This window comes from Hymenobacter sedentarius (assembly GCF_001507645.1).
GTDB lineage: Bacteria > Bacteroidota > Bacteroidia > Cytophagales > Hymenobacteraceae > Hymenobacter > Hymenobacter sedentarius.
In genome coordinates, this window is sequence record NZ_CP013909.1 from 3,657,617 (window position 1) to 3,674,539 (window position 16,923).

At 59.8% G+C, this 16,923-nt stretch carries 14 protein-coding genes; 12 read left to right on the top strand and 2 right to left on the bottom strand.

Annotation, left to right across the window (positions count from 1 at the left end):
• Positions 1 to 40: 40 nt before the first annotated feature.
• Positions 41 to 1,129, bottom strand: coding sequence for a tetraacyldisaccharide 4'-kinase (lpxK, locus tag AUC43_RS15025; RefSeq protein WP_068195373.1), 1,089 nt, complete (start codon positions 1,127 to 1,129; stop codon positions 41 to 43).
• Between the two features lie 117 nt (positions 1,130 to 1,246).
• Between lpxK and AUC43_RS15030 the strand changes: the two genes are divergently transcribed.
• The 12 genes from AUC43_RS15030 to groL all read left to right on the top strand — a co-directional run bounded on the left by AUC43_RS15030 (position 1,247) and on the right by groL (position 15,028).
• Positions 1,247 to 1,927, top strand: coding sequence for a uracil-DNA glycosylase family protein (locus AUC43_RS15030; RefSeq protein ID WP_068195376.1), 681 nt, complete (start codon positions 1,247 to 1,249; stop codon positions 1,925 to 1,927).
• A 137-nt stretch (positions 1,928 to 2,064) separates the two neighbouring features.
• A complete protein-coding gene (locus tag AUC43_RS15035) occupies positions 2,065 to 3,192 on the top strand; it encodes a Nif3-like dinuclear metal center hexameric protein (RefSeq protein WP_068195379.1) in 1,128 nt (375 codons plus the stop codon).
• Entirely contained in the window at positions 3,182 to 3,943 is a 762-nt protein-coding gene (locus AUC43_RS15040; RefSeq protein WP_068195381.1) for a zinc ribbon domain-containing protein, read from the top strand. Before AUC43_RS15035 ends, AUC43_RS15040 begins: the two co-directional genes overlap by 11 nt.
• A 91-nt stretch (positions 3,944 to 4,034) precedes the next feature.
• Positions 4,035 to 5,618, top strand: a complete 1,584-nt coding sequence (locus tag AUC43_RS15045) for a tetratricopeptide repeat protein (protein WP_068195384.1) — start codon at positions 4,035 to 4,037, stop codon at positions 5,616 to 5,618.
• A gap of 69 nt (positions 5,619 to 5,687) precedes the next feature.
• Positions 5,688 to 6,989 carry an aminodeoxychorismate synthase component I gene (gene pabB, locus AUC43_RS15050; protein ID WP_233254021.1) on the top strand — a complete coding sequence of 434 codons (1,302 nt, stop codon included), beginning with the start codon at positions 5,688 to 5,690 and terminating at the stop codon, positions 6,987 to 6,989.
• A gap of 181 nt (positions 6,990 to 7,170) precedes the next feature.
• Complete coding sequence (miaB, locus tag AUC43_RS15055; RefSeq protein WP_068195386.1) at positions 7,171 to 8,607, top strand: tRNA (N6-isopentenyl adenosine(37)-C2)-methylthiotransferase MiaB; 1,437 nt, start codon at positions 7,171 to 7,173, stop codon at positions 8,605 to 8,607.
• A gap of 241 nt (positions 8,608 to 8,848) precedes the next feature.
• Entirely contained in the window at positions 8,849 to 10,141 is a 1,293-nt protein-coding gene (locus AUC43_RS15060) for a sigma-54 interaction domain-containing protein (RefSeq protein WP_068195389.1), read from the top strand.
• Between the two features lie 40 nt (positions 10,142 to 10,181).
• The gene (locus tag AUC43_RS15065) at positions 10,182 to 10,661 is read left to right on the top strand and encodes an LptE family protein (RefSeq protein WP_071885934.1); all 480 of its coding nucleotides are present in this window, start codon (positions 10,182 to 10,184) and stop codon (positions 10,659 to 10,661) included.
• A 192-nt stretch (positions 10,662 to 10,853) separates the two neighbouring features.
• Positions 10,854 to 12,293 (top strand): hypothetical protein, encoded by a 1,440-nt coding sequence (locus AUC43_RS21030; RefSeq protein WP_157781104.1) that lies wholly within the window; start codon positions 10,854 to 10,856, stop codon positions 12,291 to 12,293.
• A gap of 27 nt (positions 12,294 to 12,320) precedes the next feature.
• On the top strand, positions 12,321 to 12,752 hold the full coding sequence (secG, locus tag AUC43_RS15080; protein ID WP_068195397.1) for a preprotein translocase subunit SecG: 432 nt from the start codon (positions 12,321 to 12,323) through the stop codon (positions 12,750 to 12,752).
• A gap of 271 nt (positions 12,753 to 13,023) precedes the next feature.
• Complete coding sequence (gene groES, locus AUC43_RS15085; protein WP_068195400.1) at positions 13,024 to 13,314, top strand: co-chaperone GroES; 291 nt, start codon at positions 13,024 to 13,026, stop codon at positions 13,312 to 13,314.
• Between the two features lie 64 nt (positions 13,315 to 13,378).
• Complete coding sequence (gene groL, locus AUC43_RS15090) at positions 13,379 to 15,028, top strand: chaperonin GroEL (protein ID WP_068195403.1); 1,650 nt, start codon at positions 13,379 to 13,381, stop codon at positions 15,026 to 15,028.
• A gap of 316 nt (positions 15,029 to 15,344) precedes the next feature.
• Here the strand turns inward: groL and AUC43_RS15095 are convergent, their stop codons facing one another.
• Positions 15,345 to 16,916 carry a peptide MFS transporter gene (locus AUC43_RS15095; RefSeq protein ID WP_068195408.1) on the bottom strand — a complete coding sequence of 524 codons (1,572 nt, stop codon included), beginning with the start codon at positions 16,914 to 16,916 and terminating at the stop codon, positions 15,345 to 15,347.
• Positions 16,917 to 16,923: the final 7 nt, after the last annotated feature.

Consider the following 16,923-nt stretch of genomic DNA (forward strand, 5'->3'; position numbering starts at 1 on the left):
GCCGGAGCTCAGGGAGCAGCCAGCTGTGTCAAAATAAAAATCAGGTGTTCGAAGCGGGTAACGGTGGCAATAGGCTGCGCAGGGCCGCGCCACCATCTCCCAGAAACGCCACCCGCACCGGAATGGTATAGAACGGTAATCCGCTCCGGCCGGCCCGCAGTGCGGGGGCCAGCAGGCGGGTAGCGTCCTTCTCAGTCGTAAAAATAGGCCAGCCCAACTGCCAATGCGTGCGCAGGGCCGCTAAATCGGCGGGCTGAAAGGCGTGGTGGTCGGCGAAAACCGCATGATGCTGAATGGTATACCCGCGGCTTTCGAGGTGCTCCCGCAATGGGCCGGGCTGCGCAATTCCGGTGAGCAGCAGTGCGGGGCTCGCAATTGAGCTAACGGTTGGGGTTGATAACGGTTCAACGGCCAGCTCAATTTCGGCGGATAATGGTTGGGGTTCGGCGTATTCGTAAGCCGAAAAAAGAACTGGAATATTGGGCTGGCTATAGCGCCGAATGTGCTGCTCAACTTCCGCTTGGGCAACGGCCGATAATTCTGGCGGGCATTTGGTTACGATAACGACATCGGCCCGGCGGGCCCCGCTACGGCTTTCGCGCAGGCGGCCGGCGGGCAGCACCTGGTCCGCGTAAAATGGCCGCGCCAGCTCCGTGAGCAGCACGTTCAGGGTGGGCCGCACGGCGCGGTGCTGGTAGGCATCATCCAGCACGATAACCGTAATTTCCGGGTGAGCCTGTAGTAACAGCCGGACCCCGAGGCGGCGCGCTTCGGCCACCGCAACGGGGACTTGGCGCAAAACAAACTGCAGGAAATACTGCCACGGCTCATCGCCCACGGTTGCTGCCGAATCGGTCGGGCCGGCCAGGCGCGGGCCGCGGGTGCTGCGGCCGTAGCCCCGGCTCAACACGGCCGGCCGGTGGCCCTGGCGCAATACTTCTTCGACCAGCCAAGCCACGTGGGGCGTTTTGCCGGTGCCGCCCACGCGCAAATTGCCCACGTTGATGAGGGGCACCGCAAAGGCTTCGGACTCCTTCCAACCCACGTCATACAGCCAGTTGCGCACGGCCAGCACCCCAGCGTAGAGCCAGGAATAAGGCAGCAGCAAATAAGCCAACACGGAATGCATACGCGAGTAAAGGCCGAAGCAACGGCCCGTAAAAGTACTGCCCCGCTGCGGCCAGCTACCCAAAGTCCTGGTTGAGCTCGTAAGCCCCAGGAAACCGCCGGTTATCTTATCCTAAATATGCCCCACTTCGCCAAGCGCCTGCTGCACTTCCTGAGCACCTTTCCCCTGCCCGCGTCCTTGCCGGACGGCGTCGAATCCCTGAGCCCTTTTCGCGAGCCGGCCGTGTACGAGCTGCTCCGCCAGTTTGCCACAACATATTATGCCGATGCGCAGCCGCGGGTGGCGGTGTTGGGCATCAACCCCGGCCGGCTGGGCATGGGCCGGACCGGCGTCGCCTTCACCGACCCCGGCGCCCTTACCGAATACTGCGGCATTGCGCACGACTTGCCCCGGGCGCGGCCGGAATTATCAACCCAGTTCATCTACCAGGTGGTGAACGAGATGGGTGGGCCGGCCGCGTTCTACCAACATTTCTATCTGGGTTCGGTGTACCCGCTGGTCTTGGTCCGCGAGGGGCTCAACTATAATTATTACGATTCGCCGGCGGTCATTAAAGCCCTGTGGCCCGATATGCGGCTATCCATACGCCAGCAGGTGCAGGAACTGGGCCTGCGAACCGACGTGGCTGTGAGCCTGGGCAAGCGAAATGGCACGTTCCTCCAGCGCCTCAACGACGAGCTGGGCCTGTTTGAGAAAATCATCGTGCTCGACCACCCGCGCTACCTCATGCAGTACCGCCGCCGCGACCTGGCCGCAAATGTGGACCACTACGTGAAAACGTTAGGCAGCTTGCTTTGATATTTCCATTATCAATTACCATTCATCATTTAACAGCCTACTTTGAGCCGAAATCCATCTCAACACGGCACTGGCTGCATTCGCCCCGCCCAAGCCAACGGATTGTTAAATGATAATTGCTAAATGTTAATTGATAAATGAAAATCCCTACCGTTCAAGACCTTGCCCGCCTGCTGGAAGCGGCCGCCCCCCTCGCCTACCAGGAAAGCTACGACAACGCCGGGCTGCAGTGCGGCGACCCGCAAGCCGAGGTTAAAGGCGTGCTGATTTCGCTCGATTGCACGCCGGCCGTCATTGCCGAGGCCCTGCGGCGGGGCTGCAACGTAGTGGTGTGCCACCACCCGGTCATCTTCCGGCCCCTCAAACGGCTCACCGGAGCCAACGAAGTTGAGCAAACCCTTATCGCGGCGCTCAAAAACGACGTGGCCATTTACGCCGCTCACACCAACCTCGACAACGTGCGCGGCGGAGTCAACGACAAGCTAGCTGAAAAATTAGGCCTGACAAAAACCCGGGTTTTGGCCCCTCAAAGCGGCACTCTGGCGCGCCTCATCACCTATGTGCCGCACCGCCCAGAAGACCAGCAGCACGACGTAGCCGGCCGGGTATTAACGGCGCTGTATGCTGCCGGCGCCGGCCAGGTAGGCCAGTATTCGGAATGCAGCTTTCAGGCATTAGGCACCGGCACCTTTACGCCCGGCGCGGGCACGCAGCCGGCCATTGGCGCCCCACACCAGCCCGAAACCGTGCCCGAGCTGCGGCTGGAAGTGCTGCTCCCCTTGCACCGGCAGGCTGGGGTGCTGCGGGCTCTCCGCGCCGCGCATCCCTACGAAGAAGTGGCCTACGAGCTGATTAAGCTCGAAAACACGCACCAGGAAGTAGGCGCCGGGCTAGTGGGAGAACTACCTACGGCCATGGCTCCTGCGGCTTTTCGCGCTATGCTCAAGCAGCAGCTGCTGGTGCCGGTGGTGCGGTTCACTCCTTTTCAAAAAGAAATCAAGACCGTGGCCATTTGCGGCGGGGCGGGCGCCTTTCTCATTGGCGCGGCCCGGGGGGCCGAAGCAGATGCCTACGTGACCGGCGACGTGAAATACCACGAGTTTTTTGGGGCCGAAGGGCAGCTCATGCTCTGCGACGTGGGTCATTTTGAGAGCGAACAGTTCACCGGGGAGGTGTTCAGGGATTTGCTAACGGCCGGATTTGGACGTACTTTTGCGGTCTTAATCGCCGAAACCCCTACGAACCCCGTTCAGTATGACTGCTAAAAGTGCCGCCGTGGCCCCCGCCGACGTTCCCGTAGCCGCCAAGCTCGAAGCCCTGCTCACCCTGCAGCACCTCGACTCGCAGCTCGATGAAATCCGGCGCGTGCGCGGCGATTTGCCCGAGGAAGTCCGGGATTTGGAAGACGAAATTGCTGGCTACGAAGTGCGCGTCAAGAAATTTGACGAAGAAATTCAGGGTCTGAACGACTTCATCAAGAGCCGCAAGCAGGCCAGCAAAGACGCCGAGTCGCTCATTAAAAAGTACGACGAGCAGCAGCAGAACGTCCGCAACAACCGCGAGTTCGAAGCCATTGCCAAGGAAATTGAGCTGCAGCGCCTGGAAATCCAGATTGCCGACAAGAAAATCAAAGAGTCGCAGTACCAGATTGACGTGAAAAACGCCGAAATCAGCGGTACCAAGTCGAAGCTGGAAGAGCGTCGCAAAGACCTCGACAACAAGAAAGGCGAGCTGGAAACCATCGTTTCCGAGAACGAGGAAGAAGAGCGCGCCATCATGGCCCAGCGCGAGGAAGCCACCAAGCCGGTAGAAGACCGCCTGCTGACGGCCTACACCCGCATTCGCGGCAACGTGCGCAACGGCCTGGCCGTGGTGCTGGTGCGGCGCGATGCCTGCGGCGGCTGCTTCAACACGGTGCCCCCGCAGCGCCAGGCCGACATCATCTCCCACAAGAAAATCATCGTGTGCGAGCACTGCGGCCGTATCCTGGCCGACGTGGAAGCCCGCGCAGTATAAGCGGAGCATTTGGTCCATCCAAAAATCTGATTTGCTGATTGAAATCGTAAAAGGAACGGCCCCGTGCCGTTCCTTTTTTGTTGCATCGCTAATGGCGTCCTGGGCTGATTTTTTTTCTGGTGGCTACCCGGTGGCTCCGGCACCACGCAATGGCCGGCACCGGGCCGGGCTCCTGCTAGCCGGCTGCCTGCTGCTGTCTGCTTTCGCCCCGCCGCCCCGGCTGGCCAGCCCAGCCGCCCAGCCCACTATCGCCGAGGCGGCCGGCGTTGACCAACTCACGACCAACAGCCGCCGCGCCTACGCCGAAGTGCTGAAATTGCGCCTGGGCGCGGCCCGCGACTTGCTCCGCCCCGAGCTGGCCACCGCTCCCACCGCGCCGGCGCCCCTGCTGGTGGCCAATTGTGCTGACTTTGCCGAGCTCATCATCACCCAGGATGCCAGCCGCTACGACGCCCTGGTGGGCGCCCAGGAAGCGCACCTCGCTGCCTTGGACCGGGCGCCGGCCAGTGCCCTGCGCGACTACGCCCGCGCCGAAATCACGCTGCACCTAGGCTTGAGCCAGCTGGTGTTCCGGCACCTGGTAATGGGTGGGTTTCACCTGCGGCGTGGCTTTCAGCAAATGCAGGCGGTGGCCAAGCGGTACCCGTCTTTTGCTCCGGCACGCAAAACGCTGGGAATTTGCCAGTTTGCGGTGGGCTCGCTGCCGGAAGGCTACCATTGGCTGCTGAGCTTACTGGGCCTCACGGCGAATGTTGATACCGGACTGAAGAACCTGGCATTTTCGGCCGCCCAGCCAAACGACTTCCAAACCGAAAGCCAGCTATATCTCACGCTCATTCGCGAAGGCTACTACAAAAAGCCCGAGGAAGCCGTGCGCCTGGTAGAGCGCCTCCACGCCCAACAGCCCGACAACCTGCTCTTTTCCTACCTGCTCATCAGCGTGTACAAGCGCCAGCACCACGGCGAGGCGGCGTTGGCTGCCTACCGCGCGCGCCCGGTTGGCCCGGGCTACCTGTCGGTGGCTTACCTGCGCCACATGGCTGCCGACTTGCTGCTTTACCAGGGAAATTATGCGGGCTCGGAGCGCGAAAATCTGGCATTTCTGCGCGAGTACAAAGGCCAGCATTACCGCAAGGACACTGCTTTTAAGCTTTATCTCGCCGTGTGGCTGAGTGGGCAGCCGGCGGCTGTGGCGTTGCGTTACCGGGAGCAAATCAACCAGCCAGGGCCCACCGATGTCGAGGAAGACAACTACGCCCAGCACTACTACCACGAGGCCCAGGCCCTCAACCCCACCCTGACCCGGGCCCGCCTGCAAATCGATGGCGGCTACAACCGCCTGGCGCTGGCTACCCTGCGCGGCTTCCATGCTACCCCGGCCACGCTCCTGCGCGACCGCATCGAAGAGCCCTACCGCCGCGCCCGCGCCTACCAGGGCCTGAGCCAGCTTGACTCGGCCAAGCTGGCGTATGAGCGCACGCTGGCCGTGGCGGGCGAAACGGCGCCGTTTTATTTTGCCCCGCAAGCCGCCCTACAGTTGGGCTACATGGCCCAGGAAGCCGGCAACAAGGCCCTGGCGCGCACCTACTTTGAGAAGGCCCTGCACTACCCGTGGCACGAGTATAAAAACAGCACCGATGCTAAAGCCAACCTGGCCCTGCGCGAGCTGAGATAGCCACTTTATTGGAGTTGTTTGTTACCCTTTTGGGCGGGCGCTAGTTGGTCTGCTCTTTGATATTTTCCTGTGTCCGCTTCTCCTAATACGTCTGCCCAGTTCACCATTCCACTGGCCGACTTGCCTGCCGATTTCCGCGTGCGTGCCCTGCATTGGGCGGCCAGATTTCCGCACTGCACTTATTTCGAGCCCAACGGACTGGAATACCCTAATGGTCCGTTTGACCGCATTCTTGCAGTAGCATCTGCTGAAGCCGTAGCAGTCAGCTCACTTACGGAACTGGGAAGCGTAGCCAATCAGCTGGCCCCAGGCCCGCATTGCGGCTTCATCAGCTACGACACCAAAAACGATATTGAGGCACTTTCAAGCCACAACTTCGACGGGTTCAGCTGGCCCCAGCTCCATTTTTTCACGCCTAAGACCTGGCTTTGCTGGCGCGAAGATTCGTTAGAAATCCACGGGCAGGCAGAGGGCGTCTTGGAACAGATTTTAGCTCAACACATTCTGGCTTTTGCAGCGCCAAAGCTGCCAGCCATGCGCCCACGATTGCCCAAAGCTGAGTACTTGCGCGCCGTGGATTCCATTAGGGAAGACATTCTCAATGGAGAGGTGTACGAGCTCAATTTGTGCCAGGAGTTCTATGCAGAAAATATTGGGCTAAACCCGGCAGACGTGTTCTGGCGGCTAATGGAAGCATCGCCGGCGCCCTTTGCGGGCTTCGTGCGGTGGCACGACCATTTTCTGCTGTGTGCCTCACCCGAGCGGTTTTTGTCGCACCGGAGCACGCAAATCGTTTCCCAGCCTATCAAAGGCACCATCCGGCGCGGGGCCACGCCCGAAGCCGACGAGCTCCAGCGCCAAACCTTACTGCACGACGAAAAAGAACGCGCCGAAAACCTAATGATTGTGGATTTGGTGCGCAACGACTTGGCCCGCATAGCCCAAACCGGCACCGTGCGGGTGCCCGAGCTGTTTGGCCTCTACCCCTTCCGCCACCTCTGGCAAATGATTTCGACCGTATCGGCCGAGCTGCGGCCAGATGCCGACCTGGTGGAGGTACTGCGCGCTACCTTTCCGATGGGCTCGATGACCGGTGCCCCAAAAATCCGGGCCATGCAGCTCATCGAGCACTACGAAAACAGCCGGCGCGGCCTCTACAGCGGCAGCTTTGGGTATGTGTGGCCCAATGGCGAGTTCGAATTTAACGTCGTCATCCGCTCGCTCCAGTACCGCCAGGATACCGGCTACCTCAGCTTCCAGGTTGGCTCGGCCATCACCTACGACTCTGACCCGGAGCGGGAATACGAGGAGTGCCTGCTCAAGGCCAAAGCGCTGCTGGAAGTACTGGGCACCACCATCCGCGAGGATTGAGCTGCTGAGGTCGGGGGGTTCATGTGTTGAGCTCGGTTGGCAATCCAGCTCTATTTTCTGTAAACAAATCCTCGTTTGCTTCTGGCTGTTACCCAGTCATTGACGCAGAATACAATCTGCCATTCTGTCATTTTGCCCCGCGCTGCCGTATCTTTGTAGCCCGCCGAAACGCGCTTTTATTATGTCCCAAGCCCTGTTAACCCTTGATTTTTTAGATAAAGCCGCTCCAACCCCCGAGGCTACGCCCAGCGGAGAGGTGCGCGTGAGCGCCGCTACCCGCACGGGCCGGCAGCGCAAGCTTTACATTGAGAGCTACGGGTGCCAGATGAATTTTTCGGACTCCGAAATAGTGTCGAGCATCCTGTTCAACGAGGGGTTTGATACCACCGACGACCTGGCCAGCGCCGACCTGGTGCTGCTCAATACCTGCTCCATCCGCGAGAAGGCCGAGCAGACGGTGCGCATGCGCCTTTCCCAAATCAACTCGCACAAGAAGCGCAACCCCGGCCTGCTGGTGGGCGTGCTGGGCTGCATGGCCGAGCGCCTGAAAAGCAAGTTTCTCGAAGAAGAGAAAATCGTGGACTTGGTGGTGGGCCCCGACGCTTACCGCGACCTGCCCCAGCTCATCAGCCAGGTAGACGGCGGCCAGAAGGGCGTGAACGTGCTGCTGAGCCGCGAGGAAACCTACGCCGACATCACGCCGGTGCGCCTGAATTCCAACGGCGTGTCGGCCTTCATCAGCATCATGCGGGGCTGCGACAACATGTGCTCGTTCTGCGTGGTGCCCTTCACCCGTGGCCGCGAGCGCAGCCGCGACGCCCACAGCATTCTGCGCGAAGCCGCCGACCTCGTGGCCGCTGGCTACAAGGAAGTGACGCTGCTGGGCCAGAACGTGGACTCCTACAAGTGGGCCTCGGCCGATGGTACCGAGCACGTCAACTTCGCCCAACTCCTGGAAAAAGTAGCTCTGGTTAGCCCCGAGCTGCGGGTGCGCTTCTCCACCTCGCACCCTAAGGACATCACCGACGAAGTGCTCCACACCATGGCGCGCTACGACAACATCTGCAAGTTCATCCACCTGCCGGCCCAGAGCGGCAACTCCCGCGTGCTGGCCCTCATGAACCGCACCTACGACCGGCCCTGGTACGAGGACCGGGTGCGCGCCATCCGCCGCATTCTGGGCGAGGACTGCGCCATCAGCTCGGACATGATTTCGGGCTTCTGCACCGAAACCGAGGAAGAGCACCAGGACACCCTGAGTCTGATGGAGTTTGTGCGCTACGACATGGCCTACATGTTCTTCTACTCTGAGCGCCCCGGCACGCTGGCCGCCCGCAAGCTCACCGACGACATTCCGCTGGAAGTGAAGAAGCGCCGCCTGCAGGAAATCATCGACTTGCAGCAGCTTCACAGCGGCGAGCGCAACCAGCGCGGTGTGGGCCGGGTTCACCAGGTATTGGTCGAGAACTTCTCCAAGCGCTCGAAGGAGCATTTGAGCGGCCGCAACAGCCAGAACCAAGTCGTCATCTTCCCAAAGCAAAACTTCAAGAAAGGCGACTACGTGAATGTATTGGTGCACAGCGCCAGTGCGAGCACCATGCTGGGCGAGGCAGTGTAAGCCCGCCCCAGTGAAATCTACCTTTCGCTGTCCTCTACCGTGGGTCCGGCATTAATCACAACCCTGTTTTACTTGTTTAATCTCGCCCCATGAAACCAGGAAGCACGTTGATGATTTGGCAGGCCGCGCAGCTTTTAGTAGGCGGGTTTATTGCTTTCCTGGTTATTCGCCTGTTGTGGCGGATGAATTTCCCCAAAAAATGATTTTTAAATGACTGGATTTCCCTGATTCAGTCGTGCTAATGACTACGCAAGAAATTCAATCCATCAAGCTCCGGTTCGGCATCATCGGCAATGCGCCGGCGCTGAACTACGCCATCCAGGTGGCCGCGCAGGTCGCGCCCACCGACATGACGGTGCTCATCACCGGCGAAAGCGGGTCGGGCAAGGAGTCGTTTTCTAAAATTATCCACGCCTTGTCGCCGCGCAAGCACGGGCAGTTTATTGCCATCAACTGTGGCGCCATTCCGGAGGGCACCATCGATTCTGAGCTGTTTGGCCACGAAAAAGGCTCGTTCACGGGTGCCAACGACGCCCGCAAAGGCTATTTTGAAGTAACCAACGGCGGTACCATCTTCCTGGACGAAATCGGCGAAATGCCGCTGGGCACCCAGGCCCGCCTGCTGCGCGTGCTCGAAAACGGCGAGTTCATCCGCGTGGGCTCGTCGAAAGTGCAGAAAACCGACGTGCGCGTGGTGGCCGCCACCAACGTGAACCTGCTCGACCGCGTGCAGGCCGGCACGTTCCGCGAAGACCTGTACTACCGGCTCAACACGGTGCCCATCACGGTGCCGCCGCTGCGCGAGCGCGGCGAAGACATTTACCTGCTGTTCCGCAAGTTTGCCTCCGACGCGGCGGAGCGCTACCGCACCCGGCCCATCACCCTGCTGCCCGACGCGGTGCAGGCGCTCACACGGTTCCGCTTTCCCGGCAACATACGCCAGCTCAAGAACATCGCCGAGCAGATGTCGGTACTCGAAACCGAGCGCGAAGTCGACGCCCGGCGGCTGGCTCCCTACCTGCCGCAGGACCAGGCCAGCCGCCTGCCCATGCTGCTGGGCCCGGGCACGCCCGACAGCGCCACGGCCGGCTACTCGGAGCGCGACTTGCTCTACAAAATCCTGTTCGACATGCGCCGCGACATGACGGACCTGAAGAAAATGGTGCTGGAGCTAGCCACCGGCCAGCGCCCCCACGAAGCCCAGGAGCTGCTGCGGCAAAACAGCCACCTCTTCAACAATACGGCCCAGCCCGCCGCGTTTGAAACCGGCGCCGCTTCTGAGTACTACCTGCCGCCAGCGTCGAGCCCCTACAACAACGAGCCCGCCAGCGGCTACGACGATGAGGCGCCCGTAGAAGACATTCCGCACGAAACCGAAGAGGAAACCCTCTCGCTGGATATCAAGGAGCGGGAAATGATACTCAAGGCGTTAAAAAAGCACAACAACAAGCGCAAGTACGCCGCCCACGACCTAGGCATTTCTGAACGCACCTTGTACCGTAAACTCAAGCAGTATGATTTGGAGCAAGTGTAAACTAGCCTTCGGCTTTCCGCTACTGGCTATCTGCTTAGTAATGAGCCTGAGCGGCTGCGGGGTGTACTCATTCAATGGCACCAACATTGACCCGACGGTGCGGACCATTTCCATTGCTACCATTCAAAACAACGCGCCCCAGGGCCCGGCCTTCCTTACCCAGCGCTTCACCGAGGACCTGAAAGACTATTTCCAGCGCAATACCAACCTGAAGCTGGTACCGCGCGACGGCGACCTGCAGTTCGACGGCAACATCGTGGCTTATGATTTTGCCCCAGCTTCGATTCAGAAAATCGACGGCATCGACCAGGCCGGCTCCAACCGCCTGACCATCCAGGTGAAAATCCGGTTTACCAACACCAAGGACGACAAGCAGAGCTTTGAGCAAACCTTCCAGGGCTTCGACGACTACGCGGCCAGCCGGAATATTGCCACCATCAACAGCGACCCCAACGCCGTTCGCACCACGACCAACAAAATCATCACCGACATTTTCAACAAGTCGGTGGCTAACTGGTAAGATTCGAATAAGTTGAGCCGGGCCAGGGCGAGTTTACTGCTAATAATTTGGGGAATTACGGATTAGCTCCGCAGTAACTGCGTGGGTATTTGCGTAAAATAGCGTAATGTTGCGCCCCCATTACTCCGTTCGGGGTTCAGGTTTTAGGAATTGACTCCTGAATCTGCTCGTCGTTAAAGCCACCCATTTCCCGTGACTCGCGCCACGCTTCTGCATGTACTGGACAACACCTCTGCCCTTGGCCCGGTAGAAGTGCGCGAATTGGAGCAGCTGGCCCAGGCTTTTCCCTACTGCCAGACGGCCCACCTCCTGCTGGCCAAAGCGGCCCACGACCAGGGCACCATGCTGGCCGGCCAGCGCCTGCGCCGCGCTGCCACCTACGCCGCCGACCGCACCCTGCTGCGCCGCCTCATTGAGGAAGTGGAGCCAGCCAAACCCTCCGAAGTTGAGCTGCCCACAGTAGTTGACCCAATTGTCGAGGCACCGGCAATACCTGAGCCTATTGCGGTTATTGCACCAGCAGAAACTGTAGTTGAGCCACCTGCGGCACCAGTAGCGGCAGTTCCGCCAATAGTTGTTGCTGAGGCCGAACCATTCGTTGAGCCAACGGTAAGCGCGCCGATTGAGGAAGCCGTTGCAGCAATTGCGGAACCTGAGCAAGTTGTTGAGCCAGTAATTGAAAGTGTAGTAGCCCCAGAGGATGCGCCAGTAAATCCCGCTCCACCCGCTGAGGAACTACAAGCAGAAGTAGCAGTCCCCGTGCTTCCGGAGGCCGATTCGGCTTTGCTGCTCGACGTTGAAGGCGTAAACATTCCCGTTGGGGAGCCTGCCCCCGAATTCATTCCCGAAGCTGAGCTTCAGCCCGAACCTGAGATTGAGGAAGACCTGCCAGCTCAGGCCCCCGCCATTCGCCCTCCGGTAGAGGTTGGGGAAGCGCGCTTTGAGTTTGGCCTGGCAGACCCGCCCCCACCGGCGGTGCCGACTTATGAGTTGCCGGGCTTGGTAGACGAATGGGCGGCTTCGGCAGTAACGCGCAGCTTGGGCAGCCTGGAGTCGCTGCTTGAGATTCCACCTGCTACCGGCGCAGCTCCTGCCGCTGCTGCGGTAGCCTTTACCCCGGCCGCTTTCACCGGCGATGAAGCCGTGGGGTATGCCTTCGGTGAAAGCAGCCGCTTGGGCTACTCCATGCAACTGCTGAACCTGTTGACCGACAAGGCAGAAGCCGACGCAGCCGCTGCCGCCCTGGCAGCTGCCCAGGCCCCAGCATCTCCGCTCCCGCCCGTGGGCGCGTTCTTTGAGCCGGACCCCCTGTTGCTGGATTATTGGGCTACCCACAGCCCGCCCGCGCCGGTCGTGCCTTCGTCGCTCGACCTCATCAACAACTTCCTGCGCCGCCAGCCGCGCCTGACACGCCCTGCCATGCTGCCACCGGCCGCCAGCACGCAGGCCGACCTGAGCATCCGCAGCACCCGCGCCGAATCCGACCTGGCGTCCGAAAGCCTCGCCCGTATCCTGGTGCGCCAGGGCAAAACTGCCCGAGCCATTGAGATTTATGAGAAGCTAATGGTGAAACAGCCGGAAAAAATGGCGTACTTTGCCTCCCAAATACAACAATTGCAACCCCCGGCGTAATTCGCCTTTTCAGCTTCTTTGCTCCTCATGTACACTGCCCTCATCATTTTAATTCTTCTTGTGTGCTTTCTGCTGGCCCTCGTGGTTCTGGCCCAAAACCCCAAAGGCGGCGGAATTTCCAGCCAGTTCAGCGCCGGTGGCGCCGCCAGCATGATGGGCGTGAAGCGCACCGGTGATTTGCTTGAGAAACTGACCTGGGGCTTTGCAATTGGCCTGGTAGTGTTGTCGTTGGGCACCCACATGCTCACTTCCACGTCGGCTGGCCCCGTACGCAGCGTAAACCAACAGCGCGCTTTGGAGACGCGTCTGCCTGCTCCCGCTCCCAGCGCACCGGCTCCTGCTACCAACGCTCCCGGTGCTGCTACTACTCCCGCCGGGAATGCTACCGCTCCTGCTGCCACAACTACGGCGCCTACTACGGCCCCAGCCACTACGCCAGCACCTGCTGACAAGAAGTAATTCCAGCGCATTCGCCGCTATTACACTGCTAAAGCCGGTGGTTCCTGCAGAGGAGCCACCGGCTTTTTCGTGCTTAACCATTCCGGCCGGAGCTAATTGCGGCTCGGCAGTGGCTGCTATTGGCGGCTTGCCGGCCATGGTTACACGTCAGGTCTGCCATATAGCAGTCTCCAATTCTGCCCATTTTGTCAGGTTTATGGCCCTGGCACGGGAAGTGACAGAAGGCCGTAAACGCTGATTTTTCATCCAACTCAATCCAAACACACACAGAATGGCACTTAGCATGAAACCGCTGGCCGACCGCGTCATCGTACGCGCCGCCGCCGCCGAGGAGAAAACCAAATCCGGTATCATCATCCCTGACACGGCCAAGGAGAAGCCCCAGCGCGGTGAAGTTGTAGCCGTGGGCGAAGGCAAAACCGCTGACAGCGGCTCCCTCATCAAGCCCCAGGTGAAGGTGGGCGACCAGGTGCTGTACGGCAAGTACGCCGGCACCGAAATCACCGTCGACGGCGAAGACCTGCTCATCATGCGCGAGTCGGACATTTTCGCGGTGCTCTAAGCTACGCGCTTAGACAGACCGAAAAACCCATCATTTCACCCTCCCAAATACTCCAACCCCAGAAATGGCTAAGAACATCCAATTCGATACCGAAGGCCGCGCCCGCTTGCAAGCCGGTGTGAACAAACTGGCCAACGCCGTAAAAGTGACCCTCGGTCCGAAAGGCCGCAACGTCATCATCGACAAGAAATTTGGCGCGCCTTCCATTACCAAAGACGGCGTGACCGTAGCCAAGGAAATTGAGCTGCGCGACCCCATCGAGAACATGGGCGCCCAGCTCGTGAAAGAAGTGGCCTCGAAAACGGCCGACCAGGCCGGCGACGGCACCACCACGGCTACCGTACTGGCCCAGGCCATCTACACCGCCGGCTCCAAAAACGTAGCCGCCGGGGCTAACCCGATGGACCTCAAGCGCGGCATCGACAAGGCGGTACACGCCGTGGTAGCCAACCTGAAGGCTCAGTCGAAAAAGATTGAGAACTCGGCTGAAATTGCCCAGGTGGGTGCCATTTCGGCCAACAACGACATGGAAATCGGCCAGATGATTGCTGATGCTATGGACAAAGTGGGCAAGGAAGGTGTTATCACCGTTGAGGAAGCGCGTGGCACCGAAACCGAAGTTAAAACGGTGGAAGGCATGCAGTTTGACCGTGGATACCTCTCCCCTTACTTCGTAACCAATCCGGAGAAAATGGAGGTTGAGTTCGACTCGCCTTACGTGCTTATCTACGACAAGAAGGTGAGCACCATGAAGGAGCTGCTGCCCGTGCTCGAGCAAGTGCTCCAGACCGGCAAGCCCCTGGTTATCATCTCCGAAGATGTTGACGGCGAAGCCCTGGCTACGCTGGTGGTAAACAAACTACGTGGCTCGCTGAAAATCGCGGCCGTAAAGGCTCCTGGCTTCGGCGACCGCCGCAAGGCCATGCTGGAAGACATTGCCACCCTCACGGGCGGTACCGTTATCAGCGAAGAGCAGGGCTACAAGCTCGAAAACGCGACGTTGGAGTACCTCGGCACGGCTGAGAAAATCATCATCGACAAAGACAACACTACCATCGTGAACGGCAAGGGCTCGAAAGAGGCCATCACCGGCCGTATCAGCCAGATTAAGGCGCAGATGGAAACCACTACCTCGGACTACGACAAGGAGAAACTGCAGGAGCGCCTTGCTAAGTTGAGCGGCGGTGTGGCCATTCTCTACATCGGTGCTTCGACGGAAGTGGAAATGAAAGAGAAGAAAGACCGGGTTGACGATGCCCTGCACGCTACCCGCGCCGCCGTTGAGGAAGGCGTGGTACCCGGTGGCGGCGTGGCCCTGGTGCGTGCCATCGAGGCGCTGGCCGCTGTGGAAACCCGCAACTCTGATGAGCGCACGGGTGTGAACATCATCCGCACGGCCCTGGAGGCGCCCCTGCGCTGCATCGTGCAGAACTCGGGTGGCGAAGGCTCGGTAGTGGTGCAGAAGGTGCGCGAAGGCAGCGGCGACTACGGCTACAACGCCCGCGAAGACCGCTACGAAAACCTCGTGGCCGCTGGTATCATCGACCCGACCAAAGTAACCCGCCTCGCGCTGGAAAATGCTGCTTCTATTGCCGGCCTGCTGCTGACGACCGAAGCCGTGATTTCGGACGAGCCCGAGCCCAAGGACAACGGCCATGCCCACGGCGGTGACGGTGGCATGGGCGGTATGGGTGGCATGGGCGGCATGATGTAAGTCAAGCCGTTTGCAGCCCTTCGCTGTGAGTATAGAAAAGCCCCGCTGGCGTTGCCAGCGGGGCTTTTTATTGGGCTAAATTCATTCGTTTGTCATGCTGAGGCACGAAGCATCTTCTCACGACTGCACGACAGGTTCTAACGTGAGAAGATGCTTCGTGCCTCAGCATGACAGTGCATTGGGAAAGAATTGTAGCCATTCGCCTCAGCAACGATTTGTGTAAGCCATGCGAGTTAAAACGAAGAACCAAAAGCCACAAAAAAGCCCCCAGCACTACAGCGCCGGGGGCTTTTTTGCAAAGAATACCGAGCTAACCTTACACTTGCGGGACAGGTGCAGGGTAGTTGCGGGCATCCATCATCTTGGCCAGCTTGCCGCTGATAAGGAACAGAATGCCAGCAGCCACCGCGGCCGATACTACGAAGACCATGAAGAAATCGTAGAGGTTGGTGATGTGGAAGCCGAGCAACACCGGCGCCGGAGCAGTCGATTTGGGGTCGGGGTACAGGCTGCTCATGTAGCCGGCCAGGTAGTTGGCAGCGGCGTTGGCCAAGAACCATACGGCCATCAGCAGGGAAGCAAATTTCACCGGGGCCAGCTTGTTTACGAGGGACAGGCCGATGGGCGACAGGCACAGTTCGCCAACAGAGTGCAGGAAGTAGAGCGCTACCAGGAAAAACATGCTCACTTTCACGCCGGGCTGCAGGTTGTGCACGCCAAAGCACATCACCAGGTAGCCGGCGGCCAGGAAGGCCAGGCCCATGGCCATTTTGAGGGGGGATGGCGGCTCGGCACCGCGGCGGCCCAGGGCCGTCCAGACCATGGCCATGAGCGGCGCGCCCACCACCACGAAGATGGCGTTGAGGTTTTGGAAAATACTGGCCGGCAGGGTAAAGCCGAAGATGGTACGGTTCATCTGCTCATCGGCAAAGAACGTGAGCGAGGCCGGGGCCTGCTCGAAAGCCGCCCAGAAGAATACCACGAAGAAGGACACGATGAAAATGACCATAATGCCCTTGACATCGGCCCCACTCAACGATTTATCACTGAAAATCATGTAAGTGATGCCCAACACTGCTACGCCCAGCAGCGGGGCAATGGTGGGGAATTTGGCTGAATCAAGCCACAGGATGCCCAGAATAATGGCCAATAGCACCGGCAGCAAGGCATACACGCCCATGATGCCGCCCGAGATGGCCGGCGTTTCGCCCACCTGCACCCCCTCGGGCGTGCGCAGATACTTGTCTTTGCCCCAATTGAATACCACGGTACCCAGCAGCATGGCAATGCCGCAGGCTAAGAAGGCCCATCGGAAGTCGGCCGGATTGCCGGTGTCGCCGATGAGGCTGGTGATGGTGTTGCCAATGAACGAGCCCAGGTTGATGCCCATGTAGAAAATGGTGTAGGCCGCATCCTTGCGCTTGTCGGCGGGGGAATAGAGGGAGCCCACCATGCTCGAAATATTAGGCTTAAAAAAGCCGTTGCCCACAATCATCACGCCCAAGCCCAGGTACAGCAGCCAGTGGCTGAGGGCGTGGGTGCTCTCGGGACCATAGTTCGAAGCCGAGAAGAACAGCGTGAACTGCCCCAGCGCCATGAGCAAACCACCCGTGAGAATGGAGCGCCGGTTGCCCCAGTAGCGGTCAGATATAAAGCCACCGATGAGCGGGGTGAGGTACACCAGGCTGGTGTAGCCGCCGTAGAATTTGGACGCGAAGGCCTTGTCCATCATCATGGCCTTGGTGAGGAACAGCACGAGCACGGCCCGCATGCCGTAGTAGCTGAACCGCTCCCACATTTCGGTCGCGAACAGCAGGTACAGCCCGCGCGGGTGGCTCGTGGATTCCGCTGACAGCGGTTGCTCGGTTTGAGCAGGAATGGTTTGCATGAGGAAA

Bases quoted from the DNA above. Each gene is read 5' to 3' on its own strand.
- lpxK (WP_068195373.1), bottom strand. From the start codon at position 1,129: ATGCATTCCGTGTTGGCTTATTTGCTGCTGCCTTATTCCTGGCTCTAC.
- AUC43_RS15030 (WP_068195376.1), top strand. From the start codon at position 1,247: ATGCCCCACTTCGCCAAGCGCCTGCTGCACTTCCTGAGCACCTTTCCC.
- AUC43_RS15035 (WP_068195379.1), top strand. From the start codon at position 2,065: ATGAAAATCCCTACCGTTCAAGACCTTGCCCGCCTGCTGGAAGCGGCC.
- AUC43_RS15040 (WP_068195381.1), top strand. From the start codon at position 3,182: ATGACTGCTAAAAGTGCCGCCGTGGCCCCCGCCGACGTTCCCGTAGCC.
- AUC43_RS15045 (WP_068195384.1), top strand. From the start codon at position 4,035: ATGGCGTCCTGGGCTGATTTTTTTTCTGGTGGCTACCCGGTGGCTCCG.
- miaB (WP_068195386.1), top strand. From the start codon at position 7,171: ATGTCCCAAGCCCTGTTAACCCTTGATTTTTTAGATAAAGCCGCTCCA.
- AUC43_RS15060 (WP_068195389.1), top strand. From the start codon at position 8,849: ATGACTACGCAAGAAATTCAATCCATCAAGCTCCGGTTCGGCATCATC.
- AUC43_RS15065 (WP_071885934.1), top strand. From the start codon at position 10,182: ATGAGCCTGAGCGGCTGCGGGGTGTACTCATTCAATGGCACCAACATT.
- secG (WP_068195397.1), top strand. From the start codon at position 12,321: ATGTACACTGCCCTCATCATTTTAATTCTTCTTGTGTGCTTTCTGCTG.
- groES (WP_068195400.1), top strand. From the start codon at position 13,024: ATGGCACTTAGCATGAAACCGCTGGCCGACCGCGTCATCGTACGCGCC.
- groL (WP_068195403.1), top strand. From the start codon at position 13,379: ATGGCTAAGAACATCCAATTCGATACCGAAGGCCGCGCCCGCTTGCAA.
- AUC43_RS15095 (WP_068195408.1), bottom strand. From the start codon at position 16,916: ATGCAAACCATTCCTGCTCAAACCGAGCAACCGCTGTCAGCGGAATCC.